This is a genomic window from Streptomyces sp. NPDC042638, assembly GCF_040647235.1.
Taxonomy (GTDB): Bacteria; Actinomycetota; Actinomycetes; order Streptomycetales; family Streptomycetaceae; genus Streptomyces; species Streptomyces rameus.
In genome coordinates, this window is record NZ_JBEZBT010000025.1 from 23,771 (window position 1) to 43,847 (window position 20,077).

Here is a 20,077-nt window from a genome sequence, read left to right on the forward strand (position 1 = left end):
TTCCTCTCTTCGTCACGCGTGGGTGCGTCGGGCGCCGCCGAGCAGCAGCTCGACGATCATGTAGGTGAAGTCCTTGGCGGCCACCCGGCCCTCGCTCACGGCCCAGGCGCCGGAGGCCAGCAGGCCGAACAGGGCCTCGGTGAGCCAGGCGGGGGTGAGGTCGATCCGGAACTCGCCGGTCTCCTGGCCGCGCCGGAACAGGGCCGTGAGGCGTTCGTCGATGCGGGCCCAGCCCTGGTTCTGCTGCTCGCCCTCGAACAGCTGGTTCTCGGTGTAGAGGAAGGCGAGCAGTCCGGCGGCGGGTTCCATCGCGCGGACGAGGCGGTGTACGGCCTCGCCCGCCGGGCCCTCGTCCGGCCGGGCCGTCTCCACCGCCGCCTCGCACTCGGCGATGCCGAGGGCCTCCAGTGCCCGGACGAGCGCGTCACGTCCGGCGAAGTGGCGGTGCAGCGTGGCCCGGCTGATCCCGGCGGCCTTGGCGACCTCGTCCATGGTCGCGGTGGACTTTCGGGTCAGCAGGGCGGCTGCGCTGCGCAGCACGTGGTCACGATCCAGAGCCATGAGACAAGGATAGACCACATGAGACATTTTTGTCTCATAATAGGCGTGCGTGACTCATCACCGCTGGTCAGCGCGGTGGTCGTCAGTGCCAGGAGAGCTCCCCGCGCCGCGCCCAGTAGGCGCCCGGCTCCTCCTTCAGCGTGGCGAGGCGGGTCAGCTGGTCCACGTCGAGGTCCACGGCGGGAGCGTGCAGGTTGGACAGGAGCTGCGGGACGGTGGCGGCGCCGGAGAGGACCACACCGGTCCACGGCTGGCGCAGGATCCAGGCCAGGGCCACGGCGTCACAGCCGAGGGAGGTCTCCCCGGCCACCGCCTTCAGCGCGTCCGGAGCGTGCGGTTCGGCCAGCCGGCCGTTGGCCATGCCCTCCTTGACGATCACGGTGAGCCCGGCGTCGTGCGCCTCCGCGAGGGCGGGGCCGGCCGAGGTCTCCAGGACGTTGTACGTCGACTGGACGGTGCGGAAGAGGGGCTCGCCGCCGACCGTGACGGCGAGGGCGGCACGGATCGCGTCGGCCTGGGCGGGGCCGCTGGTGGAGAAGCCGACGGTCAGACCGCCGGCGGCGGCTTCGGCCAGCCTGGCGTGCAGGTCTTTGTCCGTGAGCGCCGGGCTGTCCGGGGTCACCGAGTGGATCTGGTAGAGGTCGAGCCGGCCGCCGAGCAGGGCGTCGGTCTCGGCGCGCTGCCGGTCGTAGGTGGCGAGGCTGTGGTCCTTGACCTCGTGCCGTTCGGCGTCCGTCGACCAGCCGGCCGTGTAGGTGTAGCCCCATTTGCTGCCGACGACCACGTCGTCCGCGTCGGGGCGGCCCTTCAGCCAGTCGGCGAGGAACTCCTCGGAGCGGCCGTAGGAGCGGGCCACGTCGAAGTAGCGCACGCCCTGGGCGTAGGCGGCGTCGAGGAGGTCGTGGGTGCGGGTGCGCAGGGCGTCCGCGCTGCGGTCCTCACCGAGGTCTCTGTCCCGGCCGAGGTTGATGTAGCCGGGGCGGCCGACGGCGGCCAGGCCCAGCCCGATGTGGCAGGTGGGCGTGGTTGCTGCTGCGAGGCGGGCGAAGGGCATCGCGGGCTCCGTTGGTCGGACCGGTACGGCTCGTGACCAACGTAACCCGCGACGGCCCCGCCGCCGTCACCTTGGCGCCCGGGGCTCGCCGTGCGCCGGCGGGTACCGGCGCCCGGTGGCTGCCCGTGCCGTTCCCCGTGTCGCCGACGGGGCGTCCGGCTCAGCTCTTCTTCCTGGCCTCGGCCCACCGGTGCTGAGCCGCCACGTCCGCCTTCACCTCCGCCAGCTGCACGGCGACCGCGCTCGGTGCCGTGCCGCCGCGGGCGTTGCGGGAGGCGAGGGCGCCGGGGACGTTGAGGACCGTGCGGACCTCGGGGGTGAGGTGGACGGAGATCTTCGCGAACTGCTCGTCCGTGAGCTCGTCCAGTTCCTTGCCCTCGGCCTCGGCGACCTTGACACACTCCCCCGCGACCTCGTGCGCCACCCGGAACGGCACGCCCTGCCGGACCAGCCACTCGGCGATGTCGGTGGCGAGCGAGAAGCCGGCCGGGGCCAGCTCCTCCATGCGCTCCCGGTGGACGGTGAGCGTGGCGATCATGCCGGTGAAGGCGGGCAGCAGCACCTCCAGCTGGTCACAGGAGTCGAAGACCGGCTCCTTGTCCTCCTGGAGGTCCCGGTTGTAGGCGAGGGGCAGGGCCTTCAGGGTCGCCAGCAGGCCGGTCAGGTTGCCGATCAGGCGGCCGGACTTGCCCCGGGCCAGCTCGGCGATGTCCGGGTTCTTCTTCTGCGGCATGATCGACGAACCCGTGGAGAACGCGTCGTGCAGGGTGACGAAGGAGAACTCCTTGGTGTTCCACAGGATGATCTCCTCGGCGATCCGGGAGAGGTTCACCCCGATCATCGCGGTGATGAAGGCGAACTCGGCGACGAAGTCGCGGGAGGCCGTGCCGTCGATGGAGTTGCCGACGCTGCCGTGCTCGAAGCCGAGGTCCTCGGCGACCGCCTCCGGGTCCAGGCCGAGCGAGGAGCCCGCGAGGGCGCCGGAGCCGTACGGTGACACGGCCGTCCGCTCGTCCCACTGGCGCAGCCGCTCGGCGTCCCGGGACAGGGACTGCGCGTGCGCGAGGACGTGGTGGGCGAAGAGCACCGGCTGAGCGTGCTGGAGGTGGGTGCGGCCGGGCATCGCGACGTCCGGGTGGGCCTCGGCGAGACCGGTCAGCGCGTCCTGGAGGTCGGCGATCAGGCCGCCGATGATCCGGGCGTGGTCCCGCAGGTACATCCGGAAGAGGGTCGCGACCTGGTCGTTCCTCGACCGGCCCGCGCGCAGCTTGCCACCGAGGTCCGGGCCGAGGCGCTCCAGCAGACCGCGCTCCAGGGCGGTGTGCACGTCCTCGTCGGCGATGGTGCCGGTGAAGGAGCCGTCGGCGACGTCCGCCTCCAGCCGGTCCAGCCCGGCGGTCATCCGCTGCAGTTCGTCCTCGGTGAGGAGCCCCGCCTTGTGCAGCACGCGCGCGTGGGCGCGGGAGCCGGCGATGTCGTAGGGCGCGAGCCGCCAGTCGAAGTGGACGGACGCGGACAGCTTCGCCAGGGCCTCGGCGGGACCGTCGGCGAAACGGCCGCCCCAGAGCCGTACGTCACCACTGTTGCTGCTCACTTGCGTGCTCCTCGGAAGAAGTCTTCGGAAGGTGTCCTCGTGCCACGTTCGTGCCACGGACGGCTGTGTGCGACCGCCTCCCCACCCTTGCAGGCGGGGAGGCGGCGGTCAGGTGATGCGTGCGAGGTGGCCCCGGGCCCCTACGCGAGGTCCCGCTTGGCGGCGATCTTCGAGGACAGGCTGTAGATGTCGATGAAGCCCTTGGCCGCGGCCTGGTCGAAGGTGTCGCCGGTGTCGTAGGTGGCGAGGTTGAAGTCGTACAGGGACGACTTCGAGCGCCGACCGGTGACGACCGCGCGGCCGCCCTGCAGGGTCATCCGGATGTCGCCGGTGACGTGCTGGCTGGCCTCGTCGATGAAGCCGTCCAGGGCCCGCTTGAGCGGGGAGAACCACTGGCCGTCGTAGACCAGCTCGCCCCAGCGCTGCTCGACCTGCCGCTTGTAGCGGGCCAGCTCGCGCTCGACGGTGACGTTCTCCAGCTCCTGGTGCGCGGTGATGAGCGCGATCGCGCCCGGGGCCTCGTAGACCTCGCGGGACTTGATGCCCACGAGGCGGTCCTCGACCATGTCGATCCGGCCGATGCCCTGGGCGCCGGCGCGCTCGTTGAGCTGCTGGATGGCCTGCAGGACGGTGACGGGCTTGCCGTCGATCGCGACCGGGACGCCCGCCTCGAAGCTGATGACCACCTCGTCGGCCTCGCGCGGGAGGGCCGGGTTGGAGGTGTACTCGTAGATGTCCTCGATCGGGGCGTTCCAGATGTCCTCCAGGAAGCCCGTCTCGACCGCGCGCCCGAAGACGTTCTGGTCGATGGAGTACGGGGACTTCTTGGTGGTGGCGATCGGGAGCTGCTTGGCCTCGCAGAAGGCGATCGCCTTGTCCCGGGTCATCGCGTAGTCGCGGACCGGGGCGATGCACTTCAGGTCGGGGGCGAGGGCGACGATGCCGGCCTCGAAGCGGACCTGGTCGTTGCCCTTGCCGGTGCAGCCGTGGGCGACCGTGGTGGCGCCGTGCTTCTTGGCGGCGGCGACGAGGTGCTTGACGATCGTCGGCCGGGAGAGCGCGGAGACCAGCGGGTAGCGGTCCATGTAGAGGGCGTTGGCCTTGATCGCCGGGAGGCAGTACTCGTCGGCGAACTCGTCCTTGGCGTCGGCGACCTCGGCCTCGACCGCGCCGCACGCGAGGGCGCGCTTGCGGATGACGTCCAGGTCCTCGCCACCCTGGCCGACGTCGACCGCAACGGCGATGACCTCGGCGCCCGTCTCCTCGGCGATCCAGCCGATGGCGACGGAGGTGTCCAGACCGCCTGAGTAGGCGAGTACGACGCGCTCGGTCACGGGTTTCTCCTCACAGTGCATTCGCTGACATGCATGAGTATGCAGCAGTCTGCATGATTCGTCAATGAGCCTCTGCGGAGAATTCCTTAGACAGGCGAAGGATTGTCGTCAATAATCGTTAGACATGGGAAAGACCTATGAGCGCATAGACGGCAGACTCCGTAGGTTCATCGAGGAGCAGCCCCTCTTCTTCACCGCGACCGCCCCGCTCTCCGCCGACGGCACGGTCAACCTCTCCCCCAAGGGCCTCAGGGGCTCGTTCGCCGTGCTGGACGAACACACCGTGGCCTACCTGGACTTCGCCGGGTCCAACGCCGAGACCATCGCGCACCTCAGGGAGAACGCGCGGATCACCCTGATGTGGTGCGCCTTCCAGGGGCCGCCGAACATCGTCCGCGTGCACGGCCGCGGCGAGCCGGTCTTCCGCGACGACCCGCGCTTCGGCGAACTGCTCGGCCGCTTCCCGGACATCGACCCCGGCGCACACGGACTTCGCGCGGTCATCGTCGTCCACGCCGAGCTGGTGCGGGACACCTGCGGGTACGCCGTCCCCTACATGGCGTACGAGGAGGAGCGCGACCTGCACGCCAGACGGTTCGCCCGCGAGGACGACGCCTCGCTGAACGCCTACTTCACCAAGAAGGAGTACATCGCGACCAGCCTGGACGGACTGCCCGGGCTGCCGCTGCCGCTGCCGCCGTCTACCGTCTGAGCCATGCTCCCCGGTGTGGTCCCCGCCCTCGTCTCCGCCGCCGTCCTCGCCCTGCCCGGCGCCGCGCCCGCTCCCGGCCCTGAGCCGTCGCCGGCGGGGATGGCGGACACCGGCGGCGGCAGCCAGCTGATCCTCGCCCAGGCCCCGGACACCACCGCCACCGACGGCACGGTCAGCTGGTGGGACCTGCGGGACGGGCGGTGGACCCAGGCCGGATCCGCCCCGGCCCGCTTCGGGTCCGGCGGACTGGTGGCCGGCGACAGCCGGAAGCAGGGCACGAACACGACGCCGACCGGGCTGTACGACCTCCCCTTCGCCTTCGGGACCGAGGCGGCGCCGGACGGAACGGCGGTCGCCTACCGGGCGGTCCAGGACACTTCCTGGTGGTGCCAGGACAACGACTCCACCTCGTACAACCGCTGGGTCGACCCCCTGCCCGCCGACTGCCGCGCCGCCGAGTCCGAGCACCTCGTCGACTACAAGGCTCAGTACGCCCACGCCCTGGTGATCGGCTTCAACTACGACCGGCCGGTCCGCGGGCGCGGAGCCGGCATCTTCCTTCACGTCAACGGCAAGGCGTACACCGCCGGCTGCGTGTCCGTGCCGGAGGACGCGATGCGGCGGATCCTGACGTGGGCCGACCCCGGGACGAAGCCGCACATCGCGATCGGGACGGAGGACGGGGAGACGGCGCTCAGCCGCTACTGAGACCCCCGAGGACGTCGCGCTCCCGGCACGGCGGGAGCGGCCGGGGCCGTACGCCGCGCTGAACGCTCCCGCGGCGGCACACGTATCTGTGGGCCAAGGGTCAAGTCCCCCCGGAGGAACCGTGACCACCACGCTCGCAGGCGGACGTGCCGCCCGCCGCCAGACGATGCGCCGCATCCGCCCGCGCCGCTCCCCGGCCGTCCCGCTGCAGCTCGCCGTCTGGGCGGGCGCGGCGGCCGTGCTGTGGCTGTGGTGGCACAACACCCCCTCCATCGCCGACGACACCGGCCGGATCCTCAACGCGGGCCGGATCACCGGCCTGCTGGCGGGCTATCTGATGGCGTTGGTCGTCCTGCAGATGGCGCGCGTCCCGGCCCTGGAGCGGCGCGTCGGCTCCGACCGGGTGGCCCGCTGGCACGCGATGAGCGGCCGGTACACACTCTGCCTGATCGTGGCGCACGTCTTCCTCACCATGTGGGGGTACGCGCGCCAGGCCGGCAAGTCGCTCGGCGACGTCGTCCAGCAGACGGTCGACTCCGTCGAGCAGCTGCCGGACATGGGGAAGGCGGCGATCGGCGCCGGGCTGTTCGTGGTCATCGGGCTGACGTCGGTCGGGCCGGTCCGCCGCCGGCTGCCGTACGACGCCTGGTACCACGTCCATCTGCTGACGTACGCGGCGGTGTTCCTGACGTTCTGGCACCAGATCACGACCGGCAACGACTTCGCCGTCGAGCCCGCCGCCAAGACCTTCTGGTACGGCCTGTACGGCGCGGTCACCGCACTGGTGGTCTGGTACCGCGTCCTCACCCCGATCCGCCTGAACCTCCGCCACCGCATGCGGGTGGAGGCGGTCGTCGAGGAGACGCCGGGCATCGTCTCGGTGCTGATCAGCGGCCGGAGGCTGCACCGGATGGGCGCGGAGGCCGGCCAGTTCTTCCGCTGGCGCTTCCTCGCCCCGGGGATGCGCTTCAGCTCCCACCCGTACTCCCTGTCGGCCGCCCCGCGGCCCGGCATGCTGCGGATCACGGTGAAGGCGATCGGCGACCACAGCGCCCGGCTGCGGGAGCTGACGCCCGGCACCCGGGTGTGGGCGGAGGGCCCGTACGGCGCGCTGACCGCACAGCGCCGCAGCCGCGGCAAGGTGCTGCTGGTCGCGGGCGGGGTGGGCATCACGCCGATGCGCGCGCTGTTCGAGACGCTGCCCGGGGCGGCCGGTGACATCACCCTCCTCTACCGGGCCAACACCACCCAGGATCTGGCGCTGTGGGGCGAGCTGGCGGCGATCGCCGAGGAGCGGGGCGCGCGGCTGATGTACGCCGTGAACAGCCCGGAGGGTGAGCGGCCCGACATCTCCGCGGAGAACCTCCAGCGGAAGATCCCGGACGTCGACCGGCACGATGTCTTCATGTGCGGTCCGCCCGGGTTCGCGCAGTCGGTGTACGAGGCACTGCGCGGTGCGGGGGTTCCCGCCCGCCGTATCCACCACGAGTCGTTCGAGATGTGAGCGGAGCTGCGAAAGCGATGAGGAAGAGCCAACCCGTCCGGAGGGTCGTACTGGCCACCGCCGCGACCGTGTCCGGTGTCGTGCTGCTGCTGGCGCTGAAACCGGCCTCGGACCCGGGCGCGGCGTCGGCGGCGGGCGCGGCCCCGCAGCAGACGGCGGCGGGGCGCGAGTCGCCGCAGGGCGGCGCCCGGGCCGGCTCCGGGACGGTGACCGGTGACACGGTGCGGACGCAGTACGGCGCCGTGCAGGTACGGCTGACCGTGAACGCCGGGAAGATCACCCGGGCGGAGGCCGTCCAGGCGCCCAAGGGCGGCCTCAGCGACCAGAAGACCCAGCTCGCCGTCCCCCGGCTCAACCAGGAGGCGGTGGCCGCCCAGAGCGCGACGATCGACACGGTGTCCGGGGCGACGTACACGAGCGAGGGCTACAAGAAGTCCCTGCAGTCCGCGCTGGACAGGGCGAAGGCGGCGGCTTCCCCCTCCCCCGGCCCGGACTCGGGTTCCGCCGGCCGGGCGCAGGCGCGTACGGTCACCGGCAAGGTGGCGCAGACCCAGTACGGCCCGGTCCAGGTGCGCATCACCGTCAGCGCCGGGAGGATCACCCGGGCGGAGGCCGTCCAGGCGCCCAAGGGCGGCCTCAGCGACCAGAAGACCCAGCTCGCCGTCCCCCGGCTCAACCAGGAGGCGGTGGCGGCGGGGAGCGCGGACATCGACGCCGTCTCCGGAGCCACCTACACCAGTACCGGCTACCGGCAGTCGTTGCAGTCGGCCCTGGACCAGGCCGGTGGCTGACACCGTGACCGAGCCGTCGAAGGCGCCCGCCGCGGTGCGTCACGCGGAGGAGGCCATGGGCACGGTCTTCTCCTTCGACGTCCGCGGCGGGGAACCGGCCGCGGTACGGGCGGCGCTCGCCGAGGCCGTCGCGGGGCTGCACCGGGCGGACGCCGTCTTCAGCACCTACCGGGAGGACAGCGAGGTGTCGCGGCTGGCCCGGGGGGAGCTGAGCCTCGCCCGGTGCGCTCCCGACGTGGCCGAGGTGCTGGAGCTGGCGGCCGAGGCGGAGCGGCTGAGCGAGGGCTGGTTCAGCACCCGGTACCAGGGCTCGCTGGATCCCACCGGCATCGTCAAGGGCTGGGCGGCCGAGCGGGCGGCGCGGGCGGTCCGGGCGGTCGAGGGCGTGCACGGGGTCAGCGTCAACGGGGGCGGGGACGTACAGCTGCTGGGCGCGCCGGAGCCGCACCGGCCCTGGCGGGTGGGGGTGAGCGATCCGCTCCGGCCCGGCGGGCTGGCGGCGGTGATCTCGGCGGCGGGCACGCGGGAGCTGGCGGTCGCCACGTCCGGTACGGCGGAGCGGGGAGCGCACATCGTGGATCCGCGCACCGGCCGCCCCGCGGTGACGGACCTGGTCGCCGTGACTGTGGTGGCACCCCGGCTGACCTGGGCGGACTGCTGGGCCACGGCCGCCTTCGCGATGGGTTCACGGGCGGGGCTCGCGTGGCTGGAGTCCCTGCCGGACGTGGAGGCCCTGCTGATCACGGCGGGCGACGAGGTACGGTGCACGGGCGGCCTCCCGGCCCGCCTCGGCTGACCCGCGCACCCCGCGCCCCGCACCCCAAAGCGCCGCGGGAAACCCCGCCCCCCTCAGCCGTCACCCCGCCGGAAGGCGTCAGTGCCCGTTCTGGGCCAGCCGCAGCAGATGGTCCGCCAGTGCCTGCCCCCCGCTCGGCTCCCGGCTGATCAGCAGCAACGTGTCGTCGCCGGCGATCGTGCCCAGGATGTCGTGCAGCTCCGCCTGGTCGATGGCGGAGGCCAGGAACTGGGCCGCCCCGGGAGGGGTCCGCAGGACGACCAGGTTCGCCGAGGCCTCCGCGGAGATCAGCAGCTCCTGCGACAGCCGCCGCATCCGCTCCTCTTTCGCCGACTCCCCCAGCGGGGCGCGCGGCGTACGGAACCCGCCCTCGCTCGGCACCGCGTAGATCAGGTCACCGTCGTTGTTGCGGATCTTCACGGCGTTCAGCTCGTCGAGATCCCGGCTGAGCGTCGCCTGCGTGACGGTCAGCCCGTCGTCGGCGAGCAGCTTGGCCAGCTGGCTCTGCGACCGCACCGGCTGCCGGTTCAAGATGTCCACGATCCGGCGGTGCCGTGCCGTGCGGGTCTGCGGTACGGCCGGCCCGGCCCCCGCGGCCTGCTCGTGCTCCTGCGCCTCGCTCATCGTCGTCTCATTCTCCGGATCGTCCGTCCCCGTTCACTGCGTCGAGGATGCCGGGCAGCGCCCGGAGCAGCGCACCCGCCTCGTCGTCGCGGAGATTCAGCGGCGGCATGAGCCGTACGACGTCCTGGGCGGGCGCGTTCACCAGGAACCCGGCCTCCTGGGCCGCCTGCTGCACCTGTGGCGCGCGCGGCCCGGTGAGCACGATACCCAGGAGCAGGCCCGCACCCCGGACATAATCGATCAACGGGTGGTTCAGGGCCTCGATTCCCGCCCGCAACCTCTCGTTCTGCCGCTTGACGTTGTCCAGCAGGCCCTCGGCCTCGATGGTGTCGAGCACGGCGAGCCCGGCGGCGCAGGCGACCGGATTGCCGCCGAAGGTGGTGCCGTGGTGACCCGGCCCGAGGAGTTCGGCGGCCCGGCCGAAGGCCACGGTCGCGCCCAGCGGCAGCCCGCCGCCCAGCTGCTTGGCGAGGGTGACGACGTCGGGCAGTACGCCCTCGTGGGCCTGGTACTCGAACCAGGTCCCGGTCCGGCCGATGCCCGTCTGTACCTCGTCCAGGACCAGCAGCGCGCCGGTGGCGGCGGTGATCGCGCGGGCCGCCTTGAGGTAGCCGGCCGGGGGCACCACCACGCCGTTCTCGCCCTGGATCGGCTCGATCACCACGAGCGCCGTCTCCTCGGTGACGGCGGCGGCCAGCGCCTGCGCGTCGCCGTAGGGGACGTGGGTGACCTCACCGGGCAGCGGCAGGAAGGGTTCCTGCTTGGCCGGCTGGCCGGTGAGCGCGAGGGCGCCCATCGTGCGGCCGTGGAAACCGCCGTCGGTGGCGACCATGCGGGTGCGCCCGGTGAGCCGGCCGATCTTGAAGGCGGCCTCGTTCGCCTCGGCGCCGGAGTTGCAGAAGAAGACCCGGCCCTCGCGGCCGAAGAGCGACAGGAGCCGTTCGGCGAGGGCGACGGTGGGCTCGGCCATGAAGAAGTTGGAGATGTGGCCGAGGGAGGCGATCTGCCGGCTCACCGCCGCCACGATCGCGGGGTGGGCGTGGCCGAGCGCGTTGGTGGCGATGCCGCCGACGAAGTCCAGGTACTCCCGGCCCTCGGCGTCCCACACCCTGGTGCCCTCGCCCCGGACGAGGGGCAGGCGCGGGGTGCCGTAGTTGTTCATGAGGGCGCCCTGCCACCGCTGGGTCAGCTCCTGGTTGCCGGTCACTGCGCGTCCCCCTCGTACTCGTCGGGCACGACCATCGTGCCGATGCCCTCGTCGGTGAAGATCTCCAGCAGGATGGAGTGCTGGACCCGGCCGTCGATGACCCGGGCGGTCGTCACACCGCCTCGCACGGCGTGCAGGCAGCCCTCCATCTTCGGCACCATGCCGGAGCTCAGCTCCGGCAGGAGCTTCTCCAGCTGGGACGCGGTGAGCCGGCTGATCACCTCGTCGGAGTTCGGCCAGTCCTCGTAGAGGCCCTCGACGTCGGTGAGGACCATGAGGGTTTCGGCGCCCAGTGCCGCAGCGAGTGCCGCAGCCGCCGTATCAGCATTGACGTTGTAGACATGTCCGTCGTCCTGGGACCGGGCGACCGAGGAGACCACCGGGATGCGGCCGTCGGCCAGCAGGGCCTCGATCGCTCCCGTGTCGATGGCGGTGATCTCGCCGACCCGTCCGATGTCGATCCGTTCCCCGTCGATCTCGGGGGTGTGCTTGGTGGCGGTGATGGTGTGCGCGTCCTCGCCGGTGAGGCCGACGGCGAACGGGCCGTGCTGGTTGAGCAGGCCGACCAGTTCGCGCTGGACCTGCCCGGCGAGCACCATCCGTACGACGTCCATGGCCTCCTCGGTGGTGACGCGCAGGCCCGCCTTGAACTCGCTGACGATGCCGTGCCGGTCGAGGGCGGCACTGATCTGCGGGCCGCCGCCGTGCACGACGACCGGCTTGAGGCCGGCGTGCCGCAGGAAGACGACGTCCTGGGCGAAGGCGGCCTTCAGCTCCTCGTTCACCATGGCGTTGCCGCCGAACTTGATGACGACGATCTTGCCGTGGTGCCGGGTCAGCCAGGGCAGCGCCTCGATGAGGATCTGGGCCTTGGGCAGTGCCGTGTGTTTCCGCGTGGTGCCGCTCGTGCTGGGGTCGCTCATGAGGAGTAGGCGCTGTTCTCGTGGACGTACTCGGCGGTCAGGTCGTTGGTCCAGATGGTGGCGGTCTCGGAGCCGGCCGCGAGGTCGGCGACGATGTGGACCTCGCGGTAGCGCATGTCGACCAGCTCGCGGTCCTCGCCCACCGAGCCGTTCTTGCAGACCCACACGCCGTTGATGGCGACGTTGAGCTGGTCCGGCTCGAAGGCGGCCCGCGTGGTGCCGATCGCGGAGAGCACACGGCCCCAGTTGGGGTCCTCGCCGTGGATCGCGCACTTCAGGAGGTTGTTGCGGGCGATGGAGCGGCCCACCTCGACGGCGTCGTCCTCGCTCGCCGCGTTGATCACCTCCACCTTGATGTCCTTGCCGGCGCCCTCGGCGTCGCCGATGAGCTGCCGCGCGAGGTCGGCGCAGACCAGCCGTACCGCCTCGGCGAAGTCGTCGTACGGCGGGGTGATGCCGGAGGCGCCGGAGGAGAGCAGCAGGACGGTGTCGTTGGTGGACATGCAGCCGTCGGAGTCGACGCGGTCGAAGGTGACCTTGGTGGCGGCGCGCAGGGCCCGGTCCAGCACCTCGCCGTCCAGCTCCGCGTCGGTGGTGAGGACGACCAGCATGGTGGCGAGGCCCGGCGCGAGCATGCCGGCGCCCTTGGCCATGCCGCCGACCGTCCAGCCTCCCCCGGACTCCGTCCGGGAGGACCCCCGGGTGACCACGGAGGTCTTGTGGACGGTGTCGGTGGTCTTGATGGCGATGGCGGCCTTCTCGCCGCCGTGCTCGGACAGCTGGGCGGCGGCCGTCTCGATGCCCGGGAGCAGCTTGTCCATGGGCAGCAGGACGCCGATGAGCCCGGTGGAGCAGACGGCGACCTCGACGGCGCCCCGGCCGAGCACCTCGGCCGCCTTCTCGGCGGTGGCGTGGGTGTCCTGGAAGCCCTTGGGGCCGGTGCAGGCGTTGGCGCCGCCGGAGTTGAGGACGACGGCCGAGACCTGGCCGCTCGCCAGGACCTGCTCGGACCAGAGCACCGGGGCGGCCTTGACACGGTTGGAGGTGAAGACGCCCGCGGCGGCACGGCGGGGCCCGTCGTTGACCACGAGGGCCAGGTCGGGGTTGCCGTTCTCCTTGATCCCGGCGGCGATGCCCGCCGCCGTGAATCCCTTGGCTGCCGTGACGCTCACGGTGCGACTCCGATCGTGGAAAGTCCTGTGGTCTCGGCGAGACCCAGGGCGAGGTTCATGCTCTGGACGGCACCGCCGGCGGTGCCCTTGGTCAGGTTGTCGATGGCGCTGATCGCGATGATGCGTCCCACGGCGGCGTCGTACGCGACCTGCACCTGAACGGCGTTGGAACCGTGGACGGACGCCGTGGCGGGCCACTGGCCCTCGGGGAGCAGCCGGACGAACGGCTCGTCGGCGTAGGCCTTGTCGTAGGCGGCGCGGACGGAGTCCGCCGTCACCCCGGCGACGGCGGACGCGCTGCACGTGGCCAGGATCCCGCGCGGCATCGGTGCGAGCGTCGGTGTGAAGGAGACGGAGACCCGCTCCCCCGCCACCGAGCTGAGGTTCTGGATCATCTCCGGGGTGTGCCGGTGGCCGCCGCCGACACCGTACGGCGACATGGAGCCCATGACCTCGCTGCCGAGCAGGTGCGGCTTGGGCGCCCTGCCCGCGCCGGAGGTGCCGGACGCGGCGACGATCACGGCCTCGGGCTCGGCCAGGCCGGCCGCGTACGCCGGGAACAGGGCGAGGGAGACGGCGGTGGGGTAGCAACCGGGCACCGCGATGCGCTTGGACCCCTCCAGCGCGGAGCGGGCGCCCGGAAGTTCGGGGAGGCCGTAGGGCCAGGTGCCGGCGTGCGGGGAGCCGTAGAACGTCTCCCAGTCGGCCGGGTCCTTCAGCCGGAAGTCGGCGCCCATGTCGACGACCAGGACGTCGGGGCCGAGCCGCTCGGCGACGGCGGCGGACTGCCCGTGCGGCAGCGCCAGGAAGACGACGTCGTGCCCGGCGAGGGCCTCGGGCGTGGTCTCGGTCAGCACGCGGTCGGCCAGCGGCAGCAGATGCGGCTGGAGCGCGCCGAGCCGCTGTCCGGCGTTGGTGTTCGCGGTCAGGGCACCGATCTCGGTCTCCGGGTGCGCGAGGAGCAGGCGCAGGAGCTCTCCGCCCGCGTATCCGCTCGCTCCGGCCACCGCCGCACGTACTGCCATGTCCACCCTCCTCTGGATGGCATGACTATACGTATCGCTGCACGTTTATGCAATGGTCTCGCTCTCGGCCCCGGGGAGCATCACCCAGCGGGACACGACGAAGGTGATCGGGATGGCCGCGGCGGAGGCGAGCAGCGGGGCGAAGCGGCTGCCGGCGTGCAGGACGTCGACGATCAGGTACACCCCGGCCGTCGTGATCACGAAGTTCGAGAGGTTCGTGAGCGGGAACAGCAGGAATTTCCGCCAGGTGGGACGCGTCCGGTAGGTGAAGCGCGCGTTCAGGAAGAAGGACCCGAACATGCTGAGCACAAACGCCAGGACGTGGGCGGCCAGGTAAGGAAATGCAGTGAGAAAAAGAAGGTAAAGAACGTAGTAGGTCGCCGTGTTGACCACGCCGACCGCCGCGAAGGTAAGAATCTGCCGCATCAGGGGATGAGATCTTTCGTCCGTTCCACATTGGTCGCCTTCACCAGGAAGTGCGGGCGCCCCTTCACTTCGTAGTAGATGCGGCCGGTGTACTCCCCGATGACTCCCAGCATGACCATCTGAACGCCCGCGAGGGCCGTCACGGCGGTGATGATGGTCACATAGCCGGGGGTCTGGACGCCGTTGACGAGCGCGGCGCCCACGATCCAGGCGGTGTAGAGGCCCGCGCACAGGAGCAGGCCCACGCCGAGCCAGAGCGCGGCGCGCAGCGGGCGGTTGTTGAACGACAGCAGGCCGTCGAGGCCGTAGTTGAGCAGGCCGCGCAGGTTCCAGGAGCTGCGGCCGGCCTCGCGCACGGCGTTCTGGTACTCGAAGGTGGTGCTTGGGAAGCCCACCCAGGCGAACAGCCCCTTGGAGAAGCGGTTGTACTCGGTCAGGCCCAGCACCGCGTCCACCACCCGGCGCGACATCAGCCGGAAGTCCCCCACCCCGTCCACGAGTTCCACGTCGACCAGGCGGTTGACGAGCCGGTAGTACAGGCGGGCGGTGAGGGTGCGGGTGAGCCGGTCGCCCGTGCGGGTGCGCTTGGCGATGACCTGGTCGTAGCCCTGTTCGCGCAGGTCGATCATCCGCTTGATCAGCTGCGGCGGGTGCTGGAGGTCGGCGTCCATGACGATCACCGAGTCGCCCGAGGCGTGCCGGAGGCCGGCGAGCAGGGCCGCCTCCTTGCCGAAGTTGCGGCTGAAGGAGACGTAACGCACCCGGGGGTCGCCGTCCGCCATACGCTTCAGGACGGCGAGCGTACGGTCCCGGCTGCCGTCGTCGACGTACACGAACTCCATGTCGTGACCGAGGGGCAGCAGTTCGTCGGCGACCTGCTGCACCTCCTCGTGGAAGCGGGCGACGACGTCCTCTTCGTTGTAGCAGGGCGCGACGATCGATATCAGCATGGTGGGCCCCCCTGGGCACGGTCAGACAGCGGCGGTCACGCGCTCGCGCGGTGAGGTGGTCGAGGACGGCGCCGGGTCGCGCCGGCGGCGGACGGCGGTGAAGGCGGTCAGCACGACGAGGGTCAGCAGCGAGCCGGCCCCGACAGTCGCGCCCAGCCGCAGACCGGGTGGATGGAAGGTGCAGGTCAGGCTGGTCGAAGCGGCGTCGAGGGGAACGGCGATCAGGCCGTGGTAGTCCCCCGCCGGCCGGGCGGGTCCGTCGCCCGTCGCGCACCGCCAGCCGGCGATCCGGGGTGCGGCGAGGACCGCGATCCCCTTGCTCCCGGCGGGCAGCCGCGCGTGGACGGTGCCGTCGGAGACGGTGACGGCCGTGGCTCCGGTGGCCTTGAGGTGCGCGGCGGCGGTGCGCAGCCGGTGGGTGTCGAGGCAGCCGATCGCGTCGGGCGGGATGCTGCCGGGGCGGGTCGGGGTCAGTCGGATCCGCACCAGCCCGGAGGCGGGTGCCGTACCGAGCGGTGCCACGGCCGCGCGGTTGCGGGAGGCCCTGGAGTTGAAGTAGGCGGTGGGGCCGTCGCCGAGCCGGGCGCCGCCCGCGTAGTGCGCGGCCCACAGGTTGACCTGGGTCCCCGCCGGGCAGCGGGCGGTGATCGTCGGCCGGGTCAGGGCGCTGCCGGAGCCGGTCCGGCGCTTCGGGAGCGGCTTGCCGGAGTCGTCCTGGACGGCGAGGCGGGGCACGGTGTAGACGCGGCTGCCGAGCAGGATCTCCTGGTTGCGGTAGGGCGAGGTGCCGAAGGGGCGGGTGTCCGGGGCGGGCCGCACCGTCACCAGGGGCGGTACGTCCCGCCGGGTCACGCTCACCGGGCGCTCGGCCGGGGGCGCGTGCCGGGGGTGCTGGTCCGGCGGGGAGTGCACCCGGGCGCCGACGGAGAAGATCACGTCCGTGACGGCGTTGTCCAGGCTCTGCACGCTCCGCCCGCGCGAGGTCCAGCCGTCGCCGAGCGCGGTCAGGGTACGGCTGAGGACGTCGGAGGTGAGGGAGCTGTAGTACTGGGCGCCCTCGCCGCCCACCAGCAGCGGGTCGTTGCCGACGGTCTGTTCCCGGCCCGGGTCGGTGCGGTACCGGGGCCAGTCGTCGGCCTGGGCGATGAGCGCCGACTGCCGCTCCTGCCGCTCGCCCCAGGGCGCGTAGTCGTCCATGTGCGCGAGGCGCAGCCGGGTGGCCACGGCCGAGGTGGCGGCGCTCTCCCCGATCTGCGCGCCGAGCAGGAGTACGACGGCCAGCCCGGCGAGTCTGCCGCGGTGCCCGGCGCGGGCCAGCAGGACGAGCCCGCCCAGCGCCCCGGCGACGGCGAGCAGCAGCACGGGCCAGGTGAAGAACCGGATGACGGCGCTGCGGCCGGCGAAGGCGGTGATCAGGGCGAGCAGCGCCGCCGCCACGCCGAGGGCCCGCAGGTCGAGCGGGCCGTACGACAGTGTCTGCCAGGCGGCGATGACGAGCAGCCCGCACACCACGAAGGTCTGCCGGTAGGGGCTGCCCTGCGGGGTCGCGAAGGCGTGCCAGACCAGGTGCGTGGGCGCCCACTGGAGGGACAGGGCCGCCGCGAGCACCAGGGCGGTCCAGCCGGCGCGGACCCGGCCGGGGACCGCCCGGTGGAAGGGCAGGGCCAGGGCGAGCAGCAGGGCGGTGGTGCCGACGTAGAGGGCCGGCGAGCCCCAGCCGTACGCCGTCGGCAGCAGCCGGCCCAGCATGTCCTCGGCCGGTACCGGGCTGAACGTGCTCACCCGGCCCGGATAGGCGTGCCGGGTGCCGAAGTAGACGACCGTGACCAGCGGGGCGGCGAGGCCCACGCCCAGGGCGACGGTGAGGACGGCACGCCCGGCCGCCGCGAGGGCCTGGCGGCGCGGCGGCCGGGTGAGCACCAGCCGGAGCAGCAGCACCAGGGCGGCGCCGAGGGTGGCCATGTAGGCGGTGTAGAAGTTGGCGGTCCAGGCGAGGGCGACGATCAGCACCCCGGGCAGGCGCCGGCGTCCGGTGAGGGCCCACTCGCCGACCAGGCAGAGCAGGGGCAGGGCGAGCAGCCCGTCGAGCCACATGGGGTTGTAGTCGGCGTCGGCGAGGGTCCAGCCGCACAGCGCGTACGAGGCACCGAGCATCCCCGCCGCCCACCAGCGGCCGGGACGCAGGGTGAGCAGCAGCCAGGCCATGGCCGCGGCGGCGGAGGCGATCTTCAGGACGGTGACCACGTACACCGCGAGGTCGATGTCGTCCCGGGGGAAGAGGGCGACCAGCAGGGCGAACGGGCTGCCGAGATAGGTGCCGAGGTCGGGCAGGAAGCTGGAGCCGTAGCCGGACTGCCAGTTGACGTAGAGCCCGCCCTCGGCTCTGCCGTGCAGCAGGTCCCACAGGTGCGCGTGGAAGGGCACGAACTGGTTGCCGAGGTCGTTGACGCTGCGGGTGCGGGGACCGAAGGGATAGCAGCGCGCGAGTACGTCACCGGCGCACAGGGCGACGACCGTGACGGCCGCGGCGAGCAGGGCGGCGGCCTGCCTCGCCCGGGATATCGCTTTCACACCCTGTTCCTGTCCGGGTGTCACCGCGAGTTCCCGTGGACATTGCCCTGTGCGCCGGGCGGAGTACTGCGCTGCATTTTCGGCGGTCCTCACAGAATGTGTGCCCCATCTATTCGCCGACTTAGACGGGGAGCGTTTCCGGATGGTTGTGCGCGCACCGGAAAGTGACGCAACTTCCCTCTGGTACGGGAAACACCGCATGAATTTGATGACCTACCGGAGAACTCTGGATTTCCGGATGGTGTTCTTGAGGTGAATCGGTGTCACGGCACGCGCAACAGGCAGCGCTTGACCTTGAGCACGCTCCGGCTCCTACCGTTCGGGTATGAGCAACGAGCAGAGCACCACCCGTGAGGAACGTTTCGCCCGAGGCCTGGAGGTGCTGCGGTCCGTCGACGGTGAGGCGGGGCAGCGGGTCATCGACTCGCTCGCCGACATCAGCCCCGAGCTGGGGCACCAGATCGTGGCCTGGGGCTTCGGCGAGATCTACGCCCGGCCCGGGCTCGTGCCGCGGGACCGCCAGCTGGTCACGCTGGGCATGCTGACCGCGCTCGGCGGCTGCGAGCCCCAGCTGGAGGTGCACGTCAACGCGGCACTGAACGTGGGGCTCACCCCCGGGGAGATCGTGGAGGCGCTGCTGCACTCGGCCGGGTACTGCGGTTTCCCGAAGGCCCTGAACGCCACGTTCGTGGCGAAGAAGGTGTTCGCCGAGCGCGGGCTGCTGCCGCTCGGGGAGCAGCCCGCGCAGGAGCCCCCGGCCACGTCCGCCGGTTCCTGAGGAGGGTGGCGGGGTCCGCCGGGCGGGTGCGGGAGAGCCGGTCGGCGGCGTCGGTGAGAGCGTGCGCGTCGGGCCCGGGCGAAGCGGGCGTCGTTCCGCGGGACCGGGGCCGGGCCCCGGCGCCTCGCGGTGCCGCGGGACACTGGCGGGAGACTGGCCGCCCGCGACCACACGCGGTCCGCTCCCGGCGGACGGGCCCGCGGAGCATGGCGGACGCCGACGACGAAAGGCGCGGGGATGGACGAGTACTGGCCGGTGCCCGACGTGCTGGACCACCTGGCCGGACGCTGGCGGGTACGGCGCAGCGTGCGTGACCTCGCGGGCGGGACCGCGGGGCACTTCACGGGGGTGACCGTCTTCGGCCCGCTGGACGGCGGCGGACTGCTGCACGAGGAGTCCGGGTCCTTCACCTGGCAGGGCGTGGCGCGGCCGGCCACCCGGACGCTGCGGTTCCTGCCGGGGCCCTCGCCCAGCCGGGCGGACGTGCGGTTCGCCGACGGGCGGCCCTTCCACGCACTGGACCTGGCCACGGGACACTGGGTCGCCGACCATCCCTGTGCGGCCGACCTCTACCGGGGCGAGTTCACCGTGCGGGACGCGGACCGCTGGCGCTCGGTGTGGCGGGTCGGCGGCCCGGCGAAGGACCTCCTCCTCACCACCGACTACGTGCGCGAGGACTGAGCCCGCACCCCGTCGAAGCGGAGGTTCCAGCGGCCGGTGCGACCGGTGACGGTCGTCGTGGAGAGCGGGCGGACGTCGAGGTTCCAGTAGGTCGCGGGGGGAGCCTTCAGGACGTAGACCAGGGCCGCCCGGATCACCGAGGGCTCGGCCACCGCGACGATCCGGCCGCCGTCGTCCGCCGGCCGGGTGTCCAGCCAGCCGCCGACCCGGGAGATGAACGCCAGCAGGCACTCGCCGCCGTGCGGAGCGGACCGCGGGTCGGCGAGCCAGGAGTCCACCGCCTGCGGCTCGCGGGCCATCGCCTCGCCCATCGTCAGCCCGCGCCAGCGGCCCATGTCGCAGTCCCGCAGCGCGAGCTGGACCAGCGGGGCGTATCCCAGCGCGTCGCCCGTGGCCCGGCTGCGCGGGGTCGGCGAGCAGTAGCGCAGCTCGGCCGCGGCCAGCGGCAGCAGGTCCCCGGCGACGCGCTGCACCTCGTCCCAGCCGGCCTGGTCCAGCGGCCGGTCGTCCTCGAAGCGCTCGCCGGGCGGCGAGGCACCGCGCGCGGCGGCGACGAACGTCACCCTCAGTGGCATGCCGTGATGGTGGGCCGTGCCGGGATGCAGGTCAAGGGGAGCCGCCCGCCGGTCACGGGCAGCGTGCGATCACTCACGGACCGCATGCCCA

General features: G+C 72.2%; 20 protein-coding genes. 7 read left to right on the forward strand and 13 right to left on the reverse strand.

What is annotated here, in order from left to right:
* Window positions 1-12: 12 nt before the first annotated feature.
* From AB0B40_RS20845 to AB0B40_RS20860, 4 genes are all read right to left on the reverse strand, one after another.
* A complete protein-coding gene (locus AB0B40_RS20845; protein WP_345049456.1) occupies window positions 13-561 on the reverse strand; it encodes a TetR/AcrR family transcriptional regulator in 549 nt (182 codons plus the stop codon).
* 82 nt (window positions 562-643) lie between these two features.
* The gene (locus AB0B40_RS20850; protein WP_345049451.1) at window positions 644-1,615 is read right to left on the reverse strand and encodes an aldo/keto reductase; all 972 of its coding nucleotides are present in this window, start codon (window positions 1,613-1,615) and stop codon (window positions 644-646) included.
* 160 nt (window positions 1,616-1,775) lie between these two features.
* Window positions 1,776-3,209 carry an argininosuccinate lyase gene (gene argH / locus AB0B40_RS20855; protein WP_345049447.1) on the reverse strand — a complete coding sequence of 478 codons (1,434 nt, stop codon included), beginning with the start codon at window positions 3,207-3,209 and terminating at the stop codon, window positions 1,776-1,778.
* A 140-nt stretch (window positions 3,210-3,349) separates the two neighbouring features.
* Complete coding sequence (locus AB0B40_RS20860; protein WP_345049445.1) at window positions 3,350-4,543, reverse strand: argininosuccinate synthase; 1,194 nt, start codon at window positions 4,541-4,543, stop codon at window positions 3,350-3,352.
* A gap of 124 nt (window positions 4,544-4,667) precedes the next feature.
* Between AB0B40_RS20860 and AB0B40_RS20865 the strand changes: the two genes are divergently transcribed.
* The 5 genes from AB0B40_RS20865 (at window position 4,668) to AB0B40_RS20885 (ending at window position 9,054) form a co-directional block, all read left to right on the forward strand.
* Window positions 4,668-5,255: a pyridoxamine 5'-phosphate oxidase family protein gene (locus AB0B40_RS20865; protein ID WP_345049442.1), complete on the forward strand. Its 588-nt coding sequence runs from the start codon at window positions 4,668-4,670 to the stop codon at window positions 5,253-5,255.
* Between the two features lie 3 nt (window positions 5,256-5,258).
* Window positions 5,259-5,963, forward strand: coding sequence for a L,D-transpeptidase family protein (locus tag AB0B40_RS20870; RefSeq protein ID WP_345049439.1), 705 nt, complete (start codon window positions 5,259-5,261; stop codon window positions 5,961-5,963).
* Between the two features lie 121 nt (window positions 5,964-6,084).
* On the forward strand, window positions 6,085-7,467 hold the full coding sequence (locus AB0B40_RS20875; RefSeq protein WP_345049437.1) for a ferredoxin reductase family protein: 1,383 nt from the start codon (window positions 6,085-6,087) through the stop codon (window positions 7,465-7,467).
* A gap of 17 nt (window positions 7,468-7,484) precedes the next feature.
* Window positions 7,485-8,258 (forward strand): FMN-binding protein, encoded by a 774-nt coding sequence (locus AB0B40_RS20880; protein WP_362264898.1) that lies wholly within the window; start codon window positions 7,485-7,487, stop codon window positions 8,256-8,258.
* On the forward strand, window positions 8,251-9,054 hold the full coding sequence (locus AB0B40_RS20885; protein ID WP_345049430.1) for an FAD:protein FMN transferase: 804 nt from the start codon (window positions 8,251-8,253) through the stop codon (window positions 9,052-9,054). Before AB0B40_RS20880 ends, AB0B40_RS20885 begins: the two co-directional genes overlap by 8 nt.
* A gap of 78 nt (window positions 9,055-9,132) precedes the next feature.
* Here the strand turns inward: AB0B40_RS20885 and AB0B40_RS20890 are convergent, their stop codons facing one another.
* The 8 genes from AB0B40_RS20890 to AB0B40_RS20925 are packed head-to-tail and all read right to left on the reverse strand — an operon-like array spanning window position 9,133 to window position 17,952.
* Entirely contained in the window at window positions 9,133-9,678 is a 546-nt protein-coding gene (locus AB0B40_RS20890) for an arginine repressor (RefSeq protein ID WP_345049427.1), read from the reverse strand.
* 7 nt (window positions 9,679-9,685) lie between these two features.
* On the reverse strand, window positions 9,686-10,885 hold the full coding sequence (locus AB0B40_RS20895) for an acetylornithine transaminase (RefSeq protein ID WP_345049424.1): 1,200 nt from the start codon (window positions 10,883-10,885) through the stop codon (window positions 9,686-9,688).
* On the reverse strand, window positions 10,882-11,808 hold the full coding sequence (gene argB / locus AB0B40_RS20900; protein ID WP_345049420.1) for an acetylglutamate kinase: 927 nt from the start codon (window positions 11,806-11,808) through the stop codon (window positions 10,882-10,884). The genes AB0B40_RS20895 and argB overlap by 4 nt, the downstream gene beginning before the upstream one ends.
* Window positions 11,805-12,980, reverse strand: a complete 1,176-nt coding sequence (gene argJ / locus AB0B40_RS20905; protein ID WP_362264901.1) for a bifunctional glutamate N-acetyltransferase/amino-acid acetyltransferase ArgJ — start codon at window positions 12,978-12,980, stop codon at window positions 11,805-11,807. Before argJ ends, argB begins: the two co-directional genes overlap by 4 nt.
* Window positions 12,977-14,005: an N-acetyl-gamma-glutamyl-phosphate reductase gene (gene argC, locus AB0B40_RS20910; protein ID WP_345049415.1), complete on the reverse strand. Its 1,029-nt coding sequence runs from the start codon at window positions 14,003-14,005 to the stop codon at window positions 12,977-12,979. Before argC ends, argJ begins: the two co-directional genes overlap by 4 nt.
* A 45-nt stretch (window positions 14,006-14,050) precedes the next feature.
* A complete protein-coding gene (locus AB0B40_RS20915) occupies window positions 14,051-14,431 on the reverse strand; it encodes a GtrA family protein (protein ID WP_345049412.1) in 381 nt (126 codons plus the stop codon).
* Window positions 14,431-15,381, reverse strand: a complete 951-nt coding sequence (locus tag AB0B40_RS20920) for a glycosyltransferase family 2 protein (protein WP_362264903.1) — start codon at window positions 15,379-15,381, stop codon at window positions 14,431-14,433. Before AB0B40_RS20920 ends, AB0B40_RS20915 begins: the two co-directional genes overlap by 1 nt.
* A 21-nt stretch (window positions 15,382-15,402) precedes the next feature.
* Window positions 15,403-17,952 carry a YfhO family protein gene (locus tag AB0B40_RS20925; RefSeq protein WP_362264905.1) on the reverse strand — a complete coding sequence of 850 codons (2,550 nt, stop codon included), beginning with the start codon at window positions 17,950-17,952 and terminating at the stop codon, window positions 15,403-15,405.
* Between the two features lie 325 nt (window positions 17,953-18,277).
* On the opposite strand from AB0B40_RS20925, the gene AB0B40_RS20930 reads away from it, so the two are divergent.
* Together AB0B40_RS20930 and AB0B40_RS20935 are read left to right on the forward strand one after the other, a co-directional pair.
* Entirely contained in the window at window positions 18,278-18,730 is a 453-nt protein-coding gene (locus AB0B40_RS20930; protein WP_345049403.1) for a carboxymuconolactone decarboxylase family protein, read from the forward strand.
* A 237-nt stretch (window positions 18,731-18,967) separates the two neighbouring features.
* Window positions 18,968-19,411: a DUF6314 family protein gene (locus tag AB0B40_RS20935; RefSeq protein ID WP_345049401.1), complete on the forward strand. Its 444-nt coding sequence runs from the start codon at window positions 18,968-18,970 to the stop codon at window positions 19,409-19,411.
* Here AB0B40_RS20935 and AB0B40_RS20940 read toward each other — a convergent pair.
* On the reverse strand, window positions 19,393-19,986 hold the full coding sequence (locus AB0B40_RS20940; RefSeq protein ID WP_345049399.1) for a histidine phosphatase family protein: 594 nt from the start codon (window positions 19,984-19,986) through the stop codon (window positions 19,393-19,395). The genes AB0B40_RS20935 and AB0B40_RS20940 overlap by 19 nt on opposite strands.
* Window positions 19,987-20,077: the final 91 nt, after the last annotated feature.

Excerpts from the sequence above, each read along its gene's own strand:
- AB0B40_RS20870 (WP_345049439.1), top strand. The coding sequence starts at position 5,259 with ATGCTCCCCGGTGTGGTCCCCGCCCTCGTCTCCGCCGCCGTCCTCGCC.
- AB0B40_RS20880 (WP_362264898.1), top strand. The coding sequence starts at position 7,485 with ATGAGGAAGAGCCAACCCGTCCGGAGGGTCGTACTGGCCACCGCCGCG.
- argB (WP_345049420.1), bottom strand. The coding sequence starts at position 11,808 with ATGAGCGACCCCAGCACGAGCGGCACCACGCGGAAACACACGGCACTG.
- AB0B40_RS20845 (WP_345049456.1), bottom strand. The coding sequence starts at position 561 with ATGGCTCTGGATCGTGACCACGTGCTGCGCAGCGCAGCCGCCCTGCTG.
- AB0B40_RS20865 (WP_345049442.1), top strand. The coding sequence starts at position 4,668 with ATGGGAAAGACCTATGAGCGCATAGACGGCAGACTCCGTAGGTTCATC.
- AB0B40_RS20935 (WP_345049401.1), top strand. The coding sequence starts at position 18,968 with ATGGACGAGTACTGGCCGGTGCCCGACGTGCTGGACCACCTGGCCGGA.
- AB0B40_RS20915 (WP_345049412.1), bottom strand. The coding sequence starts at position 14,431 with ATGCGGCAGATTCTTACCTTCGCGGCGGTCGGCGTGGTCAACACGGCG.
- AB0B40_RS20890 (WP_345049427.1), bottom strand. The coding sequence starts at position 9,678 with ATGAGCGAGGCGCAGGAGCACGAGCAGGCCGCGGGGGCCGGGCCGGCC.
- AB0B40_RS20920 (WP_362264903.1), bottom strand. The coding sequence starts at position 15,381 with ATGCTGATATCGATCGTCGCGCCCTGCTACAACGAAGAGGACGTCGTC.
- AB0B40_RS20930 (WP_345049403.1), top strand. The coding sequence starts at position 18,278 with ATGAGCAACGAGCAGAGCACCACCCGTGAGGAACGTTTCGCCCGAGGC.
- argC (WP_345049415.1), bottom strand. The coding sequence starts at position 14,005 with ATGGCAGTACGTGCGGCGGTGGCCGGAGCGAGCGGATACGCGGGCGGA.
- AB0B40_RS20850 (WP_345049451.1), bottom strand. The coding sequence starts at position 1,615 with ATGCCCTTCGCCCGCCTCGCAGCAGCAACCACGCCCACCTGCCACATC.
- AB0B40_RS20940 (WP_345049399.1), bottom strand. The coding sequence starts at position 19,986 with ATGCCACTGAGGGTGACGTTCGTCGCCGCCGCGCGCGGTGCCTCGCCG.